This window comes from Microbulbifer maximicatervae (SeqCode) (genome assembly GCF_052468095.1).
The window spans coordinates 4,276,242-4,295,905 of sequence record NZ_CP174332.1 but is presented as its reverse complement, the minus strand read 5'-3'; the positions used below and the strand labels follow the sequence as shown (position 1 = coordinate 4,295,905).

Genomic DNA, 19,664 nt, shown 5'->3' with positions numbered 1-19,664 from the left:
TAACACTCCGAGAGTCTCACGATAAGAGCTCAAGCTAAGTGCCAATAAGCTTAGCTTGGTTATCCAAAGCTGTTCTTGGGGCCTCCATGCCCTGAGTCGGTAGGAGAGATTGAGTCCTTACTGGTAGTTACTTCTATTATTATCCCGGTTTGCCTGTGCTTACTCCCGGCTTTATTGGAGATGTAGAAAAACGATGCAATATCAGATCGGGCTTATCGAGCCGGATAAATAGAGTTGCAAGAATTCTCTTCCCTCCCCGGCTCCAGGTACTGTGGTCATGGGCGTTAAGAGTGACAGTAATTTGGTTGAAGCCCGATTTAAACAGCTTGTCGGGAAGGTGTAAGTCTGGACCATAGATTCGCTGTATTTTCTTACCGTTGATATAGAGATGGGCATGACCTTCCAGATATTGCTTTGAGGCATCATTGGCGTGGCGAGGGGATTCAAATTCGAACCGGTCGTAGTCTATATGTAGGTTATATCCGGACATTTTATCGCGACTAATGTCCAGTTCGATGCGCGGTGCAGCATTGTGTAAAGGGATCTCGACTACTGGGTGTTGGTCGCCGTTATGGCCCGTGTGTGAGTCTGGCTGTGCTGTAGCAAGGTTGGTTATTCCCCAGATAAAAGACCCGATAAGAACGGCTCGAAGAATTTTCATTATTGTCTCACTCCCAGGTTTGGCGATGGGGCAACATACTTCATTCAAACTGCTGTTGCTGTGAATACTTCTGGTTACCAGTGCTTTTAGTCTATCGGGTGCTATTGCTCCAGTTACTTCCATTACCTGGGGTGTCGGTCCCCGTAAAAACAAGGGACCGCAAAGCTTACACTTACTGCGACTCCAGGGAGATTTCCGGCGTATTAGGAAAGTGGCTTGGCCTTCAATGTTAGTGCACCGCTGAACTACTGTGTTGAGCACTCATTGACAATAGTTTGATCATCTAGCTTGCCGTAAAAGCGGGGGCCAAAAGTATATGGGAAGGCGGGGACAAGCTCACCATCATCATCGACAGTGACAGTCAGGTGGTAATGGTATCCCCTTTCGTCATCTGAGTGACCGTTATGCTGGTCCAAATATACTCCGCCTTCATTAGTCAGGTCTTCGTCCCAGTAATAGTCCTCGTAGAAAAAGCCCGCCGCCGTAGTGAACTCATTGCCTGACAGGGAGGTATAAGAGCCACTTGTCGTGGGACCGGTATTCGATGTTGTTTCGACTCCTTGGGAGAGGTCGTATTCATCCACCAAGAGACAGCTTCTCTCGCCTGCTACGCCGCAACCGCTCTCGGAGCTGGGGTCGTCATAATCTCGTACAGCCCAGCTGCTTTCTGCGAGTTCTCCTTCACTCTGCCAGGGGCCATAGATTGCATAGCCGTCGGCGGTATAGCCGTAGATAGGGGAGTGGTCGTCACCTATATCGCCAACAAGATCGGCTAGGCAATTGCTATAAAAGTGATGGTGGTAATCTCCGTTTGCGGCGTGTCCACCACAGATATCCACATCGTAGACCTCAGCAACCGGTGCCAGGGTTTGCCAGGTGCCATCCACTGATTGACCATCACCCCAATCATAAATAGAGACGCCATTTACCCAGTAGCCCTGTACGCCGAGCCCCGTTGTGCACTCCTCCGTTGCGGGCTCGGGTTCGACAGGGATGTATCCGACATGAGAGACATTCTCTGGGCAAACGAGCCCTGGTGGCCAAAATCCATAGCCGGCATCTACATCACAGGTGCCAATACCCGTATAGCCAATATCCTGCCCAAAGTTGACAATATCTCCAACGCTGACAGTGGGGCTGCCGGTTTCGAAATCAGAGGAGGCTAATGGACGTTCAAGTAGTCCGTCTAGAATACTTTGAGTAATTTCAATCTCGTAGTCGGGAACACCGGTTGCTGAGACAACGGTGTATTCCCGGCCATCTACGGTTTCTGATGCTACGCTCTGGACGTTGACCAGAACCTGCTCATTGCTGTTACTTTCATAAATGTAAGGCGCGCGTTCGTCATCAGTATTCATAATCCAGACACCAGTATCAGTGCTGGAATCTGACTCTTCAGAGGAGGTCTCAGAAGAATCATCGCCATCCTCATCTGAAGAAGAGCCACTATCGCATCCCTGAAGAACTCCGAGAGATATTATCAACGCTAGTGTATAAGAGAGTGTAGGCTGGCCATTCCGGTCAAAAATTTTAATTATTTTCATATCACACCGTGGCATATGGAGGAGTTGCTCCCCGAACCTAGCGCACAAAAGTGAATGAAATGTGGATGGCCTGCTAGCTACATTTTATATCCTCTTTATCGTCTTAATTTTTTTCAGATTTGTGCACTGCGTTCAAAAGCGATACTCCGTGAGTCAGGCAAAAATATCTTATTGCTTTATTGTAAATAGCCTAAGTAGCCTTTAATTAGTGGGCCGGCTATTAATTAAATATTTTTTGGGGTATTAGCTCCAATTCTCTCTTTGAAAAATTCCAGGTCTTAATCTAATTATCAGGTCGGCTGACTTTGGCTATTTGTTTGTTGCCCCCGATAGGTGATGTTGAAAAGCGGTGTAATACCAGCTCTTTCTTATCGAGGTGAACAAATAAGGTTGCCAGTATTCGCTTTCCACCGCGGCTCCAAGTGCTGTGGTCGTGTGCATTGAGAGTCACGGTGACTTGGTTAAAACCGGGTTTTAGTAATTTTCCGGGAATATGTAAATCTGAGCCATAAAGACGTTGGATTTTTTCCCCATTGATGTAAAGGTGGGCGTGCCCCTCCAGAAACTGCTCAGAATCGTCATTGGCAAAGCGAGGGGATTCCAGCTCAAACCGATCGTAGTCAATATGCAGGTTATAGCCGGACATATCGTCGCGGCTCATGTCCAGTTCGATTCTGGGAGCGGCAACATGCAGAGGTATCTCTATCACCGGATGCTGATCGCCATTGTGGCCCGCGTGAGGATTTGGTTGTGCCGCATACGCGGTCATAGAGGCTGAAACAATCCAGGCCAAAGACCCAGCGATAAAGAACCTGTGCATTTTCATTTAACTCTTACTCCCAAGCTTGAATATGAGTTAGCGGCCAACGGTGGTTGAGCAGCGATTGACGATAGTTTGGTCATCCAGTTTGCCGGCAAAGCGCGGGCCGAAGGTAAATGGGAAAGCTGGAATTAGTTGGCCATTGTTATCCTGCGTAACTGTCAGGTGGTAGTGATAACCTCTTTCACTGTCAGTGTGTCCATTGAATTGATCCAAGTATTCGCCACCTCGCGCTGTCAGGCCTTCATCCCAGTAATAATCCTCGTAGAAAAAACCTGCCGGAGTTTCAAATTCGTTTCCGGATTGAGAGGTGTAGCTACCGCTGGTAGTGGGGCCGGTGTTATTTGTATTGGATACGCCGCGATCAATATCATATTCATCGACTAGCAGACAGCTGCGTTGCCCGGCAACGCCACAGCCGGTGTCTGAACGGGGATCGTCGTAATCCCGTATTGCCCAGCTGCTTTTAGCTAGCACACCTGCGTCTTCCCATGGACCGTAAATTGCGTAGCCATCGGCGGTATAGCCGTAGATAGGGGAGTGTCCATCGGCGGTGTCCCCGGCAATTTCAGCCAGGCAATTACTGTAAAAGTGATGGTGGTAATCGCCGTTAGCTGCATGGCCGCCACAGATATCTACGTCATAGACTTCTGCCATGGGAGCCAGGGTATGCCAAGTGTTATTTACTGACTGTCCGTCACTCCACTGGTAAATTGAGGTTCCATTTACCCAGTAACCCTGTACACCGAGCCCAGTTTCACAGCTGTCAGTGGATGCCTCAGGCTCAGCAGGAATATAGCCTACATGGTCGACGTTTTCGGGGCACACGGGACCTGGGGGCCAGAAGCCATAACCGGCTTCTGAGCCGCAGCTGGAATTACTGCGATAGCCGATGTCCTGGCCGAAGCTAACAACCTCACCAGTTTGTACCAAGGGGTAGCCATTGACGAAGTCTGTAGAGGCTTTTGGACGGCTGATGAGTGCGTCTAGTATTTCCTGGGTTATTTCAATCTGGTAGTCCGGGATACCGGTAGCAGATACGCGGGTATATTCCTTTCCGGCAACGGTTACAGATTCAATACTTTGCACATTAACCAGAACCTGCTGATTACTGTTACTTTCGTAAATATAGGGGGCGCGTTCGTTAGTTGAATTGATAATCCAGGTAGTACCAGAGCTCTCTGTTACCGAGCTTTCCTCGTTACCTGAAATTGTCGAATTATCTGAGGAGCCGGAATTCTCTTCGTTAACGTCCGAAGAAGTGTCCTCGTTATTATTCGATGTATTGCTTGTTTCGTCGGTAGTTGTTTCTGTTGGATTATCTACCGTAGTATCTGTTGGACTTTCCTCTTCAACTGTATTGCTGTTTGAGTCGCTGGAGGAATCTGCAGTGTTATTTCTAGTGTTTTCTGAATTTATAGAATTGTTGTTTTGCCAGTTTCTTCCATTGCTATTGCGAACAGGTACTTCCCTAACCGAACGTTGATCGTTGTTATGCCCAGAGTTGGGATTAGGTTGAGCCACAACACTGGCTGCAGTTAGCCAGGCTAATGAGCCGGCAAGAAAGTACCCGTTAATTTTCACGAGAAAGTTACCTCAATTTATCTTTATTGGTTACCGCCCCACGGTTGTTGAGCATCGGCTGACAACAGTTTGATCATCTAATTTTCCGTAAAAGCGCGGTCCAAAAGTGAAGGGAAAGGCGGGGATTAATTGTCCATCGCTATCGACAGTGACGGTAAGATGATAATGGTATCCTCGCTCATCATCCGAATGGCCATTGTACTGATCTAAATAGACTCCACCTTGAGCTGTAAGTTCTTCGTCCCAATAATAATCTTCGTAGAAAAAACCAGCAGCTGTTTCAAATTCATTTCCGGACGCGGAGGTATATGAATCACTTGTAGTTGGGCCAGTATTAGAAGTAGTTTCCACGCCCTGGGAAATATCATATTCATCGATTAATAAGCAGCTGCGCTCGCCGGCGACACCACAGCCACTTTCGGATGAGGCATCATCGTAATCTCGAACAGCCCAACTACTTTCCGCTAATTCACCCTCACTTTCCCAAGGGCCATAAATTGCATAGCCGTCGGCGGTGTAGCCATAAATTGGAGAGTGGTCGTCACCAATATCGCCGACCATCTCTGCGAGGCATTCACTGTAAAAATGGTGGTGATAATCACCGTTTGCCGCGTGACCACCGCAAATATCAACGTCGTAGACTTCAGCTAGGGGGGCGAGTGTATGCCATGTATTATCAACACTCATCCCGTCACTCCATTGATAAATAGAGGTTCCATTTACCCAGTAGCCCTGTACCCCTAAACCAGTTTCACAACTGTCAGTTGCAGGTTCAGGTTCAACGGGAAAATAGCCAACATGGGAAACATTTTCAGGACAGACAGGCCCCGGTGGCCAAAAGCCATAACCAGCTTCTGCACCACAGGACGAATTACTTTTATATCCAATGTCCTGCCCAAAACTGACAATATCACCAACGCTGACATAGGGGCTGCCGGTTAAAAAGTCAGAGGATGCTTTTGGACGTTCCAGGAGTGCATCGAGAACAGTTTGTGTAATTTCGATAGTGTAATTTGGAATACCGGTTGCTGATACAACAGTGTATTCTTTACCGTCGACAGTTTCAGATTCAACGCTCTGAACATTTACTAGTACTTGTTCATTGCTGTTACTTTCATAGATATAGGGTGCGCGCTCCTCATCAGTATTTAGAATCCAAACCCCGCTATCGGTGCTCGAGCCTGAGCTGTCACTATCATCTGATGAATCGTCATCGCCATTATCGTCACCGGAATCTGAGCCGCTGTCGCTAGTATCTTCAGATGACGAATCTGAATCAGATGAAGAGCTGCCGCCTCCACCGCATGCCTGGAGTACGCCGGAAAGTAATACCAGAGATATTACATAAGGCAAAATGGACTTTCGGTCCGTGTCAAAAATTTCCGTTAATTTCATAGCACACCGTGAACTAGATGGGGGTTAGTCCAGAAATTAGCGGATAAAAGTGGAGAAAATGTGGATAAATATTAACCTAATTTGCAAAGGGTTAAATTGGCTCTATATTTCTGCCTAGTTTGTGCGTAAGTTCAAAAGGATGGCTTTTCTTTCGGTATCAACAGTTAAAAAGTTATTTGCTGGAAAATTACTTATCTCGTTAATGACTTTCTTTGTATTTAATTTAAATAAAATATTATTCTTTCGATATTTTTTTTGACTAAAAGGTCTAGTAGTTGGCTGGCTGTATCTAGTGAAGCCAGCTACTGAAAGCAGAGACCTGGATTCTGAGACTGTATTTGGGAGAGTCGCCAGTCTGGAAGCTTTAACCGGTTCCAGGCTGGCGTGGGGCTTTATCAATGATTTATAGGTGATATAGGTAAGCTGTTTTCTGCTGGCCTAGTTACATGGGCGGTGGGCCAGGGGGAAAACCTCCGCCGACTTCATCGGAGCAAACATTCACAATTGTCTGGTCATCGAGTTTGCCGTAAAAGCGGGGCCCAAAGGTATAGGGGAATGATGGGGTCAGCTGCCCTTCATCATTCAGTTCTACCGTTAGGTGGTAGTGATAACCCCGCTCGCTGTCACTGTGCCCATTGTATTGATCCAGATAAGTGCCCTCCTGGTCGGTCAAATTGGAGTCCCAGTAATAGTCTTCGTAAAAAAAACCGCTGGTGGTTTGAAAAAGGTTGCCTGATAGGGACGTAAATGTATCGCTGGTACTGGGGCCGGATTCGGCAAGTGAACTTGTGCCTTGTGACAAATCGTATTCATCTGCCAATAAGCAACTGCGCTCGCCGGCAATCCCGCAGCCGCTAGTAGAGTCGGCATCGTCATAGTCTCTAGTGACCCAACTACTTATTGCAAGAACACCCTCGGCCTCCCAAGGGCCATAAATGGGATAGCCATCGGCGGTGAACCCGTAGACGGGAGAGTGGCTATCTCCAGTATCTCCAACCAAGTCTGCCAGGCAATCGCTGTAGAAGTGGTGGTGATAGTCTCCCCGGGCAGCGTGTCCACCACAAATATCAACATCGTACATCTCAGCGACAGGTGCCAAAGTGTGCCAGGTGCCATTCACAGACTGTCCATCGCTCCACTGGTAGATAGAGGTTCCGTTGACCCAATAACCCTGAGGTCCGAGTCCACTCTCACAGTCTTCTTCCGAGACCTCTGGCTCAGTTGGAAAATAGCTGTTGTGGGAAACATTTTCTGGGCAGACCGGGCCCGGCGGCCAGAATCCAAAACCCGCTTCGGCGTAGCAGGTATGTGGATTGCTGCTAAAGCCGATATCCTGACCAAAACTCACGATATCGCCAATTTGTACCGTGGGGCTGCCGTAGACAAAGTCGGTGCTCGCTTTGGGGCGATTGATTAGCTCGTCGTAGATAGCAGTGGTGATTTCAATTTCATAATCCGGGATGCCGGATGCTGTGACTTGAGTGTATTCCCTGCCGTCGACAGTGACAGTTTCGATGCTTTGTACATTGACCAGGACCTGCTCATTACTATTGCTTTCGTAGATGTAAGGCGCCCGTTCATCGTCGATATTTAGCACCCAGGGGCTGCTGTCATCGCCAGTATCGTCATCTGATGGGGGTGGATCTGAATCGTCATTGTCGCACCCTGTTAAAGGTGCACAGACCAGAAGTATTGTCAGTGCGCTGATTAATTGGGTGCGGGTTTGAAGGGGGGAAATCTCCTGAAGCCTCATCGAATCACCATCCATGTTTCGCAGTAAGAAGAAGGCGGGCTATGCTGCTGTCTGCCGGGGTTTGGAGGAGTTTGAAGTTATCGGTAAAAATGGGAAGTAATGTGTACGCTGCCCGTTAAGGCACTGATTTCCTTTTGTTGTGTTTTTGGGGGTGGTGGATAGATGTGGGCCGAATCAGGAGTGGTTCGGCCCACAGATCGATCAGTTGGTTGACAGCTCGGGGCTGGATGTTGTCTCTGCTGTGCGCTGGTGCGTATCGCGGCGCAGCCACCACCAGGAAACAAAGCCGAGAATCAGGTTGGATGCTGCTGTAGCGACAAACAGGCCGGTCATGCCCCACAGGCTGTTTCCAATCCAGGCCAGGGGTAGGTATAGGCCCAGTACCCGCAGGAAAGAAATGACAGTTGCAGGCAGCGGTTTCCCGAGTCCATTGAATGCGGCATTGGCAGACATCACAAAGCCGTAGCCGGCATAGCTGAGAGGTACCAGGGTCAGGTAGGCAACAGCGACGGCGAGAACCTCAGTGGAATCACTGAACAGACTTACGATAGGTTCTGCAACAAAGTAGAGAAGCACCGCCAGTCCCGCTCCAAATACCAGGCAGAACCTTGCCAGTACGCTCACGGTTTCCCGCAGGCGGTCGGTCTTTTCCGCCCCGGCATTCTGTCCCATAAAAGGGCCGACCACAGAGGAAAGTGCGTAAAACACAATAAGTGCCAGGGGTTCTACTCTGAGTGCGACTCCCAGGCCCGCGACGGCATCTTCGCCGTGCACGGCAACGAGTGCAACGACAACTCCTCCCGATACAGGAATAATGACATTGGTGAGCACAGCGGGAAGCCCGACAGCCAACACTTTGCGCCAGGATTCGAGCAGGCCGCTCAGCCGCCATTGTGGGGCTGTCATTAGGTGTTCTTTTTTGATGATGAAGTAAAGTGCAGCAATAAAGCTCAGGGCGCGCACGATAATCGTAGCGATAGCTGCTCCCTGGAGCTCAAGCCGGGGAAAGCCGAAAAGCCCAAAAATCAAAATGGGGTCGAGAATCAGGTTCAGTAGGGCTACCGCCACCATAATACGGCCGGTTACCGCGCTGTTACCAATGGCGCGAAGAGCAGCGAGCGCGACGGTCGGGACAATGACAAAGATGGTTCCCAGATACCAGGGGATCATGTAATCGGCAATAAGCGGAAGCATATCGGGGCCGGCGCCCAGCAGCTCAAATAGAGGGCGCATGGTGGCCAGGCCGACTGCAGTAATCACAACAGCAATCAGCAGTGCCAGTACAGATGCGTCAGTTACCAGGCGGCGAACGTTCTTTATATCCCCTGCGCCGTAAACCCGGGCCACAGCCGAAGAAGTACCTGCGCCGAGACCGATAGCAAAGCTGTTTATGGCCATCACTACCGGGAAGGTGAAACTCATCGCCGCCAGGGGGCCATCGCCCAGCTGGGAGACAAAATAGGTATCGGCGATATTAAAGGACATGGCGGCGAGAATTCCCCAGACCATGGGTAGTGCCAGTCTCTGTAAGTGACTGGAAACTGAACCTTCCAGCAGTGATGGGCTGCTTTTTGATAGAGACATGTATAACTCTTGTCAATCCAACGAGGGGGTTGGGAAGTCGGGAATAGTGTTACAGAGCAGGAGTGGTTGCCTGCCGTTCAAGGCCTTGTCGGTAAGGCGGGAATTCCGAATGAGAGGCTCATTCTACGACTGAGTGTCATTCAGAGCGAGACTCATGAGTACGGCGTCCTCGCGCATGCCGTTTTGCGCGGGGTAATAATTTTTGCGTATCCCGTCTTCAGAGAAACCCAGTTTGCGATAGAGGGAGCGCGCAGCGAGATTGGATACCCGCACTTCGAGCAAAACTCGCTCAATTTCGCTGGGCAATTCCGTTTTCACGCTGTTTAGTAGTGCCTCGGCGAGGCCCTGTCGGCGTCGCACTGGGGATACGGCAATGTCCAGGATTTCTGCCTGGTCAAACAGGCTACTGATCACGCAACAGGCGATAATGTCATCGCCTTGGATCAGGACCCAGCAGTAGTGGCCGGCGCTGAGACTCTGCTGGTATTGGGCTTCACTCCACGGATGACTGTGGGCACTTTTTGCCAACTGGGCCAGAGATGCACAGTCGTCGGCAATGGCGGAGCGCAACTGTAGCTCAGTGTAATTTAAATAGGTCATTCTGCGCGGGTTTCAGTCGGATAACTAGTGCGCAACAGATTCCACAGGGGGCGTTTTAGTTCGGGGGCTCGCAGTAGTTGCGAGAGGCTGGGCGTACTAATTAAGCGGGCCTTCTGCCATTCGACAACCTGGCTTTCCAAAGGGATTGGAGTGCAAAAATCTTGAGCCTCACTGCCCATCAGCCAGATGGATTTAACCGGCATACGGGAATAAGAGGCCTCTAACCAGCTGGAGAATGTATCCCGAGCCTGTGAGGCGTCTTCGGCTGGACCAAAGCGATTTTCTGTTAAAGGCCATTGCAGGCGCTCCTGTTGTCGGGGGAGCTGGTGCCAGTGCAAGGCGCGGAGAATACTGTTGAACAGGGCTTCCAGGGGAAGCGCTGCACCGGGCTCGTGGCTGTCCACGGCCAGGAGTTCCTCCCCAATACGCCAGCAGTTCAAAACAAAAGGTTTAACACTTTGCTGGGGGGGGGCAACAGGAGCCGGCGTCACTGCCACCGTCTCTTGTGGGCGTTTTGCCTGGTCGGTGAGAGCGCTTATTTCATCTAGCACACGGGCGTTGCGCTCCGGACTTTGCACCGGCTGGGTGATTATCTGATCTGCTGAGTGGGGCAGTGGGTTTTGAGCTATTCCACTTGCAACCGGAGGCTGCTGAGTCCCAGCAGCTTCTTCGGCGGGAGGCAGTTCGGCCTGGCGAGGATCGGGTGCGAGCGGCAATACGAATCGGGGCACATAGCTTGGAACCCCAAGTACTGATAAATATTCCGCTCGCTGAAGCTCGTTCACTTATACGCCCTGTTTCTTACTCTCACTGCTGGCGAGCAAGTTTAACGCATCCATGTAGGCTTGTGCTGAGGCAATCAGGATATCTGTATCTGCGCCAACGCCATTGACCAGACGGCCGTCTTTTTCCAGGCGCACTGTAACGGACCCTTGAGAGTCTGTTCCCTGGGTGACCGCATTTACAGAATAAAGTTTTAAGTCGGCGCCGCTGTTTACCAGCTGTTCAATAGCTTTGAAGGTGGCATCTACTGGGCCGCCACCGCTGGCTTCAGTCTGTCGGGGCTCTCCGTCAATGGTGAGGTTGACAAAGGCCTGGGGGGCTGAGCCGATTTTGGTGCGCACATCCAGGTCGCTCAGTTGGAACCGTTCCACTGGGGACTCGCCTCCGCTCACCAGAGAGTGCAAATCTTCGTCAAAGATCTCATGCTTCTTATCGGCGAGGTCTTTAAAGCGGGCAAATACCTGCTGGAATTCTTCGGTATCGGCAAAATCTACCCCCAGCTCTTCGTAACGGGCGCGGACGGCAGCCCGGCCGGAGTGTTTACCGAGAACCAGGCGGTTTTGACCCCAGCCTACATCTTCAGCGCGCATGATTTCGTAGGTCTCGCGGTGTTTCAGAACACCGTCCTGGTGAATACCGGACTCATGGGCAAATGCATTAGCGCCGACAATGGCCTTGTTGGGCTGTACCGGGAAGCCGGTAATCGACGACACCATTCTCGAAGTGGGCACGATGTGGCTGGTATCCAGCCCTGTTTCTACCGGGTAGAGATCCTGGCGGGTTTGTACTGCCATAACGATTTCTTCCAGGGAGGCATTACCGGCGCGCTCTCCCAAGCCATTGATGGTGCATTCCACTTGGCGCACACCGTTCATCACGGCTGACAGGGAGTTGGCAACGGCGAGGCCCAGGTCGTTGTGACAGTGGGTCGAAAAGATGGCTTTGTCGGAGTTGGGAACGTTTTCGATAACACGGCGGAACATAGCCCCATACTCTTCCGGTTCCCCGTAACCAACGGTGTCGGGAATATTGATAGTGCCGGCCCCTGCCGCGATAACCGCTTCGATGATGCGATACATAAATTCCGGCTCGGAGCGGCTGCCATCCTCGAGGGAGAATTCCACATCGTCGGTAAAGTTGCGCGCTGTTTGAACCGCTTTCACTGCCTGCTGCAACACCGCTTCCGGTTCCATTTGCAGCTTGTATTTCATATGGATTGGAGAAGTGGCAATAAATGTGTGGATACGCGAGGCGTTGGCATTCTTCAGGGCTTCGCCAGCGCGCACGATATCGGCATTGACCGCTCGGGCCAGGCTGCAAACCCGTGATTCGGTAACGGCTTCAGCGACGGCCTTGACCGACTCGAAGTCCCCGGGACTGGCTATCGCGAATCCAGCCTCAATGACATCGACACGCATTCTCTCGAGCATGCGGGCGATGCGAATTTTTTCCTCTCTCGTCATAGAGGCGCCAGGACTCTGCTCGCCATCGCGCAGAGTGGTATCAAAAATGACTAACTTATCTTTTTTTGTGCTCATTTTCGTTTGTTCTCCTTATTTGCCTTGAGGCTAAACAGGGGGCCTTGCCGCTGTCTATGCATCGCTCAAATAAAGTTTGGAATTCTGTTGGGGGTAGGGGGGAGAAAAATTATATGCCGCGCAGGGGCAGTCGTAGCGAGAAAGCTAGGGCAAGAAAAGACTGGCGCTGAGTGATAAATGGAGTCTTCATATACAACAGTTTCCGCATTAGGTCGGATTCAGGGCATTATGAAGCGGAATCAACCGAGAGGTCAATGTGTATCCTAATATTGGCGTATTATTTTCTTATTTTGTTATATTATCTTCTCCGATGGCTATTTTTTAGTGTTTATTTCCTTTTTTTGAAGGGCTGCCCCACTGAGGGTTTCAATGGGGTCCGCTATTAAAGGGTGGTATCGGTCAATTTATGCAGAAACTGCCACAAGTCTCCGTGTAGTTGCTCTACCTCGCTGCGGCTGATACGGCTGTTGTCCAGCTGTGCTGTCACCCACTCTCTGGCTCTTGGTTTAAGGGCAAGGCCTCCCTCTGTCACAGTGATCAGGGTTATCCGTTCATCCTGATTGCTGCGGCGGCGCTTGACCAGGCCGTTTTGCTCCATCCGCTTAAGCAGCGGGGTCAAGGTGCCGGAATCCAGCATCAGCCTCTGCCCCAGTGCACTGACGCTCTGCTCTTCTTCCGATGGCGCCTCGGTGTTGGCCCACTCCCACAGAACCATTAAAACCAGATATTGCGGATAGGTGATCCCCAATTCCTTTAGCATCGGCTGGTAGGCGCGGGTCATGGCTCGGGATGCGGCGTAGAGGGCAAAACATAGCTGGCGGTTCAGTGCCAGCTCGCCGGAATCGTCATCACAGACAACCATCAGAGCATACGCTCGATTTCTGTCTCCAGGGATGCCGGTGCATCCTTTGGCGCGTAGCGTTTAACATTCTCGCCATTCTTACCGATCAAGAACTTAGTGAAATTCCACTTAATGCCCTCGGTTCCCAATAGGCCCGGCGCACGTTTCTTGAGCTCCACAAACAGCGGGTGAGCTTCATCGCCATTGACGTCCAGCTTGGCGTAGACGGGGAAGCTGACTCCAAAGTTCAGTTCACAAAACTCCTGAATTTCCTCATCGCTACCGGGTTCCTGCTTGCCAAATTGATTGCAGGGAAAGCCCAGGACGGTAAATCCACGGTCTTTGTATTTTTTATATAAATCCTCCAGGCCCGCGTATTGCTTGGTGAAGCCACACTTACTGGCCGTGTTAACAACTAGCACTACCTTGTCTTTGTAATCGGCCAGAGTGGTCTTTTGCCCATCAGCGGTTTGCACGGGAATTGAGTAGAGATCGGTCATTGGGAGAGCCTCGACGGTTTGTGTTTTGCTAAATTTAGTTGTGCACAATTTTTTTTGCAACCGCTTTATTTGGGAGTAGCCCTTTTGCAGGCTTTATTGTGAGAATGATTACCAATTATATTATGCGCCAGATTGATAAAACCCTTTTGCAATAACAGTAAAGGATTCTCCATGCGCCTCACCTTACACTTGGCCCGCCTGCTAGTGGCGCTACTGGCCATTACGGTTCTACCCGTCCAAGCCCAGGCCTCCGGTCTATCAGAGCAGGAATTGCGCCAGCTGATGCAGATGGCAGAGTACATCGGTGTGGATTATCCGGAAGCGGTGGCAGATGGGGAGATCATTAGTGACGATGAGTTTGCAGAGATGCAGGAGTTCGCCTCGGTACTGATCGATCGCGGCGCACAACTGCAAGAGTCGCCGGAAGCGGTGATGATCCGCACCGAGGCGGATGCGCTGCAAGCGGCGATTCTTCGCAAGGCCAGTGTGCAGGAAGTGCAGGCACATACCGCCAAGTTGCGTCAGGGGCTACTGTCTATCGCCCCCGCGCTATCTTTGCCCACTGCATTGCTGAATGTGGATGAGAGTCGCGCTATCTACCAGGCGCAGTGTGTTACCTGCCATGGTATCGAGGGTAAAGGGGATGGCCCCTTAGCGGCACAGTTGGAGCCGGCGCCTACAAACTTCTACGAGTTGGAGCGCGCTGAGAATCGCTCCCTGCTGGGCCTTTACGATGCTATCAGTAACGGTATCGATGGCACTGCAATGACCGCCTTCAAAAACCTGAATGAGCAGCAGCGCTGGTCCCTGGCATTTTATGTTGGCGGCCTGGCTTTCCAAGGTGAAGTGGGGGAGGGCGAAGGCGTTGAGCCGAGCTTGCAGGATATCGTGATGTACAGCCCCAATGTGCTGCAGAGTGATCGCCCGGAACTGTCCGGCGCGGCAGTTACTTCCCTGCGTGCCGACCCCACACCCTTCTTTGCTGGTGAGGAGAGCCTCGGTACCCAGCCGATTGAGATAGCCCGTGCGCAACTGGAAAAGTCCCTGGTGGCCTACCAGGAAGGTAACTACGATCACGCTCGCACCCTGGCTATTAGTGCCTACCTGGACGGTTTTGAGATGGCGGAGAGCTCTCTGGATTCCCTCGACGCCGATCTGCGTAAAGCCACTGAACGGGAGCTGCTCGGGCTGCGCAGTCAGCTGAATGCCGATAGTAATCCCGAGCAAGTCAGGGCTCAGGTACAGGTAATTCTTGAGCAACTGGGGCGCGCCGAATCTTTAATGCAGGAGACAACTCTCTCTGCGGGTGCACTATTTATTGCCAGCTTGGTGATTCTTCTGCGCGAAGGTCTCGAGGCGCTGCTGGTTGTGATTGCACTGACAACGATCCTGGTAAAAACCGGTCGTCGCGATGCGTTGAAATTTGTTCACTTCGGTTGGATCAGCGCTGCGGTCGCAGGTGTTATTACTTGGGTTGCCGCACAGAGTTTGATTTCCATCAGTGGCGCCAGCCGGGAAGTTATGGAAGGGGTCGCATCGCTTCTGGCCGCAGTTGTGCTCTTCTATGTGGGTTTCTGGATGCACAGTAAGACCCAGGCGGATCAGTGGCAGCAATATATCCAGAACAGTATCAACCGCAGCCTTAGCGCTGGCGCCCTGTGGGGCATCGCCGGTCTCGCATTTGTCGCTGTGTACCGCGAAATTTTTGAAACCATCCTGTTCTACCAGGCCCTATTGGTGCAAACAGCTTCCAGCCAGTACAGCGCCCTATGGGGTGGCCTCGCTGCCGGTGCGATATCGCTGGTTGTGTTGGGCGTTGCCTTTGTGCGCTTCTCTGCTCGCTTGCCTATAGGCAAGTTCTTCTCCATGACGACCTATTTACTGTTGGCGTTGTCATTTGTTCTTGCGGGCAAGGCAGTCGCGGCACTGCAAGAAGCGGCGTGGATTGCGATTTCCCCGCTGCCGGTAAATCTCAGCTTCGACTGGTTGGGTATCTATCCGACTTGGCAAGGTGTTGGTGTTCAGGGGGCAATACTGGTTGTCGCTCTGTGGTTGCTACTGAAAGGCGGCCGCTCGGATTCCAGTTCCGCTAAAGCGGCCTAAATGGCTTTCGGGTACCCGCAACTCTGTGGGTACCCTATTTTTAATGGCCGCCCCTCTTTATTCGGCACCCTTCAGGTTATCGAATAGCAGTTCTGGAGAAATTTCTGCAAGCGGTATTGGGCTGCCAACCTGTACTGTTGTCTTTAGGTTTCGTTTATAGCTAAACGAACCTTGGATCGATAGAGGGATAAGTGGCAATGATGCGCTTTGAAAATTTTCCTTGAGCAGAGTGACAAGCTCTGTAATTTCTTTCCTGCTGCTTTCTTCAATCAGGATGCACAGAAGATCCCTGGTTGCCTCTGCCTTATGAATCGCATTGTGCTTTCTCTTGAGCTCTGAAGCTTCGATTTCATAGTAGTTTTTGGGGAAATAGTCACTTTTGCGTAAAAGTGCGTGAAGCCTAGGGCTGTTAGTAATGGCGTCGCTGGGGATAAAGCGAACCTTGCGTTGCGTTGCCCCGCTAACAATAAATGGGGTTAGCAGGTTAGAATAGCGGGCAATTAGAAGTGCTGAACCTTCGCTAGGGATTTGCTCAGTCCCCTCGTATTTCGTGCGCCTGGGCAGGATATAGATAAGCCAAGAAAGGGTGTCAAATAACATTTCCGGCATTCGAAAAAGCAGGAGTACTAAAAGAGCGAAATTTAGTACGGCCAGCAGGGTAAATACCTGGGGAATTGTCATGCCCACAGGCCCGAGTAGCCCAATAATAGAAAAAGAAATAATGACTACAAATACGGCATTAAGGACATTATTTACAGAGATAACCTGCGCGCGAATTTGTTCTGCTGTTCTTTCCTGAATAATAGTGTATAGCGGTACGATAAAAATACCGCCGGCAACGCCAATAAAAGTCGTGATAAATAAGATGGTCAGTCCACCATCACTCTGTAGAAATTGGCTAAGGGATGCGTTGGAGAGCATTTGATAGTTTCCCGATAGGATGCCCAACCAAAGTCCCGCCACCGTCATTCCCAGCCCGCCGGCTGCCACCAAGCCCAGTTCAATACGCCCGCGAGACAAGCTCTCACACATTAGTGAGCCTATAGCAACGCCAACAGTTAGGCAGCAGAGTAGAATCGTGATTATTGGTTCACTGGCGCCAAGCACATTTCTTACAAAGCTGGGAACCTGGGTTAGGTATGCCGTGCTAAATAACCAGAACCAGGAGTTTGCAATAATTGCGTAAAAAACGGTGGGTGTTTTAATCACTTCCCGCATAATTCTCAGCGTTTGGCTGATGGGGTTCCAATCTATTTTTAAATTGGGGGCTGAGGAAGGAGCCGGAGGGATTGCCCTACTGGCGAGATAGCCTAGTACGGCGACAGTGACCATCACCAAGCTCAGATATAACAGCCCAGGTTTTCCCTGGCCCACATCACCGGCTAGGAGGGTGCCGACAATTGTTCCAACGAGTACTCCGGAAAAGGATGCAACTTGGGCTAAACCATTTCCTCCAAGCAATTCTGATTGCTTTAGGTGCTGAGGTAAGATGGCATATCTGACAGGGCTAAAGAAAGCTGTGTGGGTGGCAAAAAGTATCAATACAATGAAACTTAAAACTCGGTCATCAGTGAGTAGCGCAATGGCCCCGAGGATACCGATTAGTATTTCGGCGGCTTTAATAATTCTTATGACTCGACCCTTTTCATACTTGTCAGCTAATTGTCCAGCGGCGAGTGAAAATAGAAAATACGGTATGACATAAAGGCTACTGGCGAGATTAATTAGTGTATTGGCTTCTGCTTTGGCTAAATGAAATGCCAGTATGACTAGCAGGGAGTTTTTAAACAGGTTGTCATTAAAAACACTGCTTAACAGTGAGAGAAACAGTGGCATAAAGCGGCGACTGGCGAGGAGCTTGAACTGGTTGCTTTGAGCCATGGTTAGGCCTTCGTCCCTGTGCCGCCCTTAGCAGCTATGTATTTCTATTCTCGCTATCAGAATAGGTGATCGGAATGATTTAAGGAGGGGCTGGCATCCTGAGGGAGGAGAAGAATTTATGTGCCTACCAGTGAAGTAGGCACATATCCTTGTTGGTCAAGAAAAAGGGGAGGCTAGCGTTTCTCTCCGCGCAAGCCCAGCACTTGGCGGTATAGAGCCTCTGCCTTGGCACCGGCTGCTTCGACAGGCCTGCCGGCAACGACGCTCACCCGCGACCAAAAACGCTTGGGCAATGTAGTGAAGGCATGACCGCCTTTATGACTGAAAAAGCTTCCCCAGAGACCTTGGAGGGCCATAGGGATTACAGGGACAGGGGTTCTCTCCAGAATTTTTTCTATGCCTGCTTTAAATGGCTGTAGTTCTCCGTCTTTCGTCAACTGACCTTCGGGGAATATGCAGAGAAGATCTCCATCTTTTAGCCCGTCCTCAATGGCTTGAAAAGCCTGTTCATACCCTTTGGGGTCTTTCTGCTTGGAGCAAATTGGAATTGCCCTGCCTGTTTTGAAGACGAAGTGCAAAATTGGAATTTCATAAATGGGCTTGTACATAATAAAGCGGATAGGACGGCGGACAGCGCCGGCGAGTAATAGTGCGTCAACATAACTCACATGATTGCAAGCGATTAGGGCTGGTCCCTCTGTGGGTATCTGTTCAAGCCCTTGGTGCTTTACCCGGTACATGGTGTGGGAAAGGGCCCAGATCAAAAAGCGCATAGCAAATTCTGGCACTTTGGCGAACACAAAAATGGCGACCGCCGCATTCATAAGGGCAATAACAAGAAAGAACTGCGGTATGGTCGCGTCCAGCATATTGAGGAATAGAATTCCAAGTAGCGCTGAAGCCACCATAAAGAGGGCGTTCAAAATATTGTTTACGGAGATAATTTGTGCACGAATTGCCGGGTCGGATCGATCCTGGATCATGGTGTACAGAGGAACGATGTAAAGACCCCCAAACATCCCCAGTAGTACCAGACAACTGAGAAGAGAGTATGCACCATCGGTACTTAGAAATGCGGTAAAGCTGGCTTCATGGAGTTCTGCAAAGTTTCCCCCGACGATACCCAGGGCGATACCACTTATGGTAAGTCCAGCAGCACCAACAGGCACCAGGCCAAGTTCAATAAATCCACTGGAGAGGCGCTCGCAGATTAAGGACCCAATGGCAATACCAATGGTAAAACTGCACAGCAGTAATGTAACCACTGATTCACTGCCACCTAGGACATTCTTGGTAAAACTGGGAATTTGTGTCAGATAGGCCGCCCCCATTAACCAAAACCAAGATATTCCAATAATGGAGTAGAAAATTGAGGGAGTATTCGCGCTGGCACGGAGTATTTTATGGGTTTGAGTAATGGGGTTAGGGTTTATTTTGAGATTGGGTGTGGGGGCTGGCGCTGCGGGGATTGAGCGGCTGGCCAGATATCCCAGGGTAGCTGCGCCCATAATTACCAGGCCTAAGTAGAGAATTCCCTGTTGCCCATGGCCTGTGAGGCCTGCGAGTAGGCTACCGACAATTGTTCCCGTTAAAATGGCCACAAATGTCCCCATTTCCACCAGAGCATTGCCCCCTATCAGTTCGGAACGCTTCAAGTGTTGAGGGATAATCGCGTACTTCACCGGGCCAAAAAAGGCGGACTGTATGCCCAAGAGAAAGAGCACAGTTAAACAGAGTGCGTTGCTTCCGCTAAAAAGGGCGAAAACACCCAGTGCACCGATAGCGATCTCTCCTAGCTTAATCCAGCGTATTAACCTCCCCTTGTCGTATTTGTCCGCGATCTGGCCGGCGGAGGCAGAAAATAAGAAAAAGGGAAGAATAAACAAACCAGCAGCCAAGTTAATTAGTGCGTTTGCTTCACTTTCCACCAGGCGAAAGGCGATCATGACAATTAGGGCGTTTTTATAAACATTGTCATTGAAGGCGCCCAGGAATTGGGTGCTGAAGAACGGCAAAAAGCGGCGGCTAGTGAGAAGATGAAACTGAGACTGGTTAGCCATTGGCAACTCTCTTCTTA

Annotated in this window: 15 protein-coding genes; 1 reads left to right on the top strand and 14 read right to left on the bottom strand. The window is 50.6% G+C overall.

The window, feature by feature from the left end; translation table 11 throughout:
• Window positions 1-139 precede the first annotated feature (139 nt).
• From ACJJIL_RS18945 to ACJJIL_RS18890, 12 genes are all read right to left on the bottom strand, one after another.
• Window positions 140-661: a hypothetical protein gene (locus ACJJIL_RS18945; RefSeq protein ID WP_444895233.1), complete on the bottom strand. Its 522-nt coding sequence runs from the start codon at window positions 659-661 to the stop codon at window positions 140-142.
• Window positions 662-906: 245 nt separating this feature from the next.
• Window positions 907-2,205, bottom strand: a complete 1,299-nt coding sequence (locus ACJJIL_RS18940) for a YHYH protein (protein WP_445360507.1) — start codon at window positions 2,203-2,205, stop codon at window positions 907-909.
• Window positions 2,206-2,488: 283 nt separating this feature from the next.
• Window positions 2,489-3,031, bottom strand: coding sequence for a hypothetical protein (locus ACJJIL_RS18935; protein WP_444895231.1), 543 nt, complete (start codon window positions 3,029-3,031; stop codon window positions 2,489-2,491).
• Between the two features lie 30 nt (window positions 3,032-3,061).
• Entirely contained in the window at window positions 3,062-4,609 is a 1,548-nt protein-coding gene (locus ACJJIL_RS18930; protein WP_445360506.1) for a YHYH protein, read from the bottom strand.
• A 30-nt stretch (window positions 4,610-4,639) separates the two neighbouring features.
• Window positions 4,640-6,004, bottom strand: coding sequence for a YHYH protein (locus ACJJIL_RS18925; RefSeq protein WP_444959310.1), 1,365 nt, complete (start codon window positions 6,002-6,004; stop codon window positions 4,640-4,642).
• Window positions 6,005-6,446: 442 nt separating this feature from the next.
• The gene (locus ACJJIL_RS18920; protein ID WP_444959311.1) at window positions 6,447-7,757 is read right to left on the bottom strand and encodes a YHYH protein; all 1,311 of its coding nucleotides are present in this window, start codon (window positions 7,755-7,757) and stop codon (window positions 6,447-6,449) included.
• A gap of 201 nt (window positions 7,758-7,958) precedes the next feature.
• On the bottom strand, window positions 7,959-9,341 hold the full coding sequence (locus ACJJIL_RS18915; RefSeq protein ID WP_445360505.1) for an MATE family efflux transporter: 1,383 nt from the start codon (window positions 9,339-9,341) through the stop codon (window positions 7,959-7,961).
• 123 nt (window positions 9,342-9,464) lie between these two features.
• Window positions 9,465-9,941, bottom strand: a complete 477-nt coding sequence (rimI, locus tag ACJJIL_RS18910; RefSeq protein WP_445360504.1) for a ribosomal protein S18-alanine N-acetyltransferase — start codon at window positions 9,939-9,941, stop codon at window positions 9,465-9,467.
• Entirely contained in the window at window positions 9,938-10,726 is a 789-nt protein-coding gene (locus tag ACJJIL_RS18905) for a uracil-DNA glycosylase family protein (protein WP_445360503.1), read from the bottom strand. The genes rimI and ACJJIL_RS18905 overlap by 4 nt, the downstream gene beginning before the upstream one ends.
• Complete coding sequence (locus tag ACJJIL_RS18900) at window positions 10,727-12,262, bottom strand: 2-isopropylmalate synthase (RefSeq protein WP_445360502.1); 1,536 nt, start codon at window positions 12,260-12,262, stop codon at window positions 10,727-10,729.
• 382 nt (window positions 12,263-12,644) lie between these two features.
• Window positions 12,645-13,124: a MarR family winged helix-turn-helix transcriptional regulator gene (locus tag ACJJIL_RS18895; protein ID WP_444912096.1), complete on the bottom strand. Its 480-nt coding sequence runs from the start codon at window positions 13,122-13,124 to the stop codon at window positions 12,645-12,647.
• On the bottom strand, window positions 13,124-13,603 hold the full coding sequence (locus ACJJIL_RS18890) for a glutathione peroxidase (RefSeq protein ID WP_282934317.1): 480 nt from the start codon (window positions 13,601-13,603) through the stop codon (window positions 13,124-13,126). The genes ACJJIL_RS18895 and ACJJIL_RS18890 overlap by 1 nt, the downstream gene beginning before the upstream one ends.
• 171 nt (window positions 13,604-13,774) lie before the next feature.
• Here ACJJIL_RS18890 and ACJJIL_RS18885 point away from each other — a divergent pair, with 171 nt between their 5' ends.
• Window positions 13,775-15,706: a cytochrome c/FTR1 family iron permease gene (locus ACJJIL_RS18885; RefSeq protein ID WP_445360501.1), complete on the top strand. Its 1,932-nt coding sequence runs from the start codon at window positions 13,775-13,777 to the stop codon at window positions 15,704-15,706.
• A 57-nt stretch (window positions 15,707-15,763) separates the two neighbouring features.
• On the opposite strand, the gene ACJJIL_RS18880 is transcribed toward ACJJIL_RS18885, so the two are convergent.
• Both ACJJIL_RS18880 and ACJJIL_RS18875 read right to left on the bottom strand, forming a co-directional pair.
• Window positions 15,764-17,587, bottom strand: coding sequence for an MFS transporter (locus tag ACJJIL_RS18880; protein WP_444912098.1), 1,824 nt, complete (start codon window positions 17,585-17,587; stop codon window positions 15,764-15,766).
• Window positions 17,588-17,760: 173 nt separating this feature from the next.
• On the bottom strand, window positions 17,761-19,647 hold the full coding sequence (locus ACJJIL_RS18875) for an MFS transporter (protein WP_444912099.1): 1,887 nt from the start codon (window positions 19,645-19,647) through the stop codon (window positions 17,761-17,763).
• Between the last annotated feature and the right edge of the window lie 17 nt (window positions 19,648-19,664).

What these genes read in the sequence shown, in the direction of transcription:
- ACJJIL_RS18945 (WP_444895233.1), bottom strand. Translation starts at nt 661, where the DNA reads ATGAAAATTCTTCGAGCCGTTCTTATCGGGTCTTTTATCTGGGGAATA.
- ACJJIL_RS18940 (WP_445360507.1), bottom strand. Translation starts at nt 2,205, where the DNA reads ATGAAAATAATTAAAATTTTTGACCGGAATGGCCAGCCTACACTCTCT.
- ACJJIL_RS18935 (WP_444895231.1), bottom strand. Translation starts at nt 3,031, where the DNA reads ATGAAAATGCACAGGTTCTTTATCGCTGGGTCTTTGGCCTGGATTGTT.
- ACJJIL_RS18925 (WP_444959310.1), bottom strand. Translation starts at nt 6,004, where the DNA reads ATGAAATTAACGGAAATTTTTGACACGGACCGAAAGTCCATTTTGCCT.
- ACJJIL_RS18920 (WP_444959311.1), bottom strand. Translation starts at nt 7,757, where the DNA reads ATGAGGCTTCAGGAGATTTCCCCCCTTCAAACCCGCACCCAATTAATC.
- ACJJIL_RS18915 (WP_445360505.1), bottom strand. Translation starts at nt 9,341, where the DNA reads ATGTCTCTATCAAAAAGCAGCCCATCACTGCTGGAAGGTTCAGTTTCC.
- rimI (WP_445360504.1), bottom strand. Translation starts at nt 9,941, where the DNA reads ATGACCTATTTAAATTACACTGAGCTACAGTTGCGCTCCGCCATTGCC.
- ACJJIL_RS18900 (WP_445360502.1), bottom strand. Translation starts at nt 12,262, where the DNA reads ATGAGCACAAAAAAAGATAAGTTAGTCATTTTTGATACCACTCTGCGC.
- ACJJIL_RS18895 (WP_444912096.1), bottom strand. Translation starts at nt 13,124, where the DNA reads ATGGTTGTCTGTGATGACGATTCCGGCGAGCTGGCACTGAACCGCCAG.
- ACJJIL_RS18890 (WP_282934317.1), bottom strand. Translation starts at nt 13,603, where the DNA reads ATGACCGATCTCTACTCAATTCCCGTGCAAACCGCTGATGGGCAAAAG.
- ACJJIL_RS18885 (WP_445360501.1), top strand. Translation starts at nt 13,775, where the DNA reads ATGCGCCTCACCTTACACTTGGCCCGCCTGCTAGTGGCGCTACTGGCC.
- ACJJIL_RS18880 (WP_444912098.1), bottom strand. Translation starts at nt 17,587, where the DNA reads ATGGCTCAAAGCAACCAGTTCAAGCTCCTCGCCAGTCGCCGCTTTATG.
- ACJJIL_RS18875 (WP_444912099.1), bottom strand. Translation starts at nt 19,647, where the DNA reads ATGGCTAACCAGTCTCAGTTTCATCTTCTCACTAGCCGCCGCTTTTTG.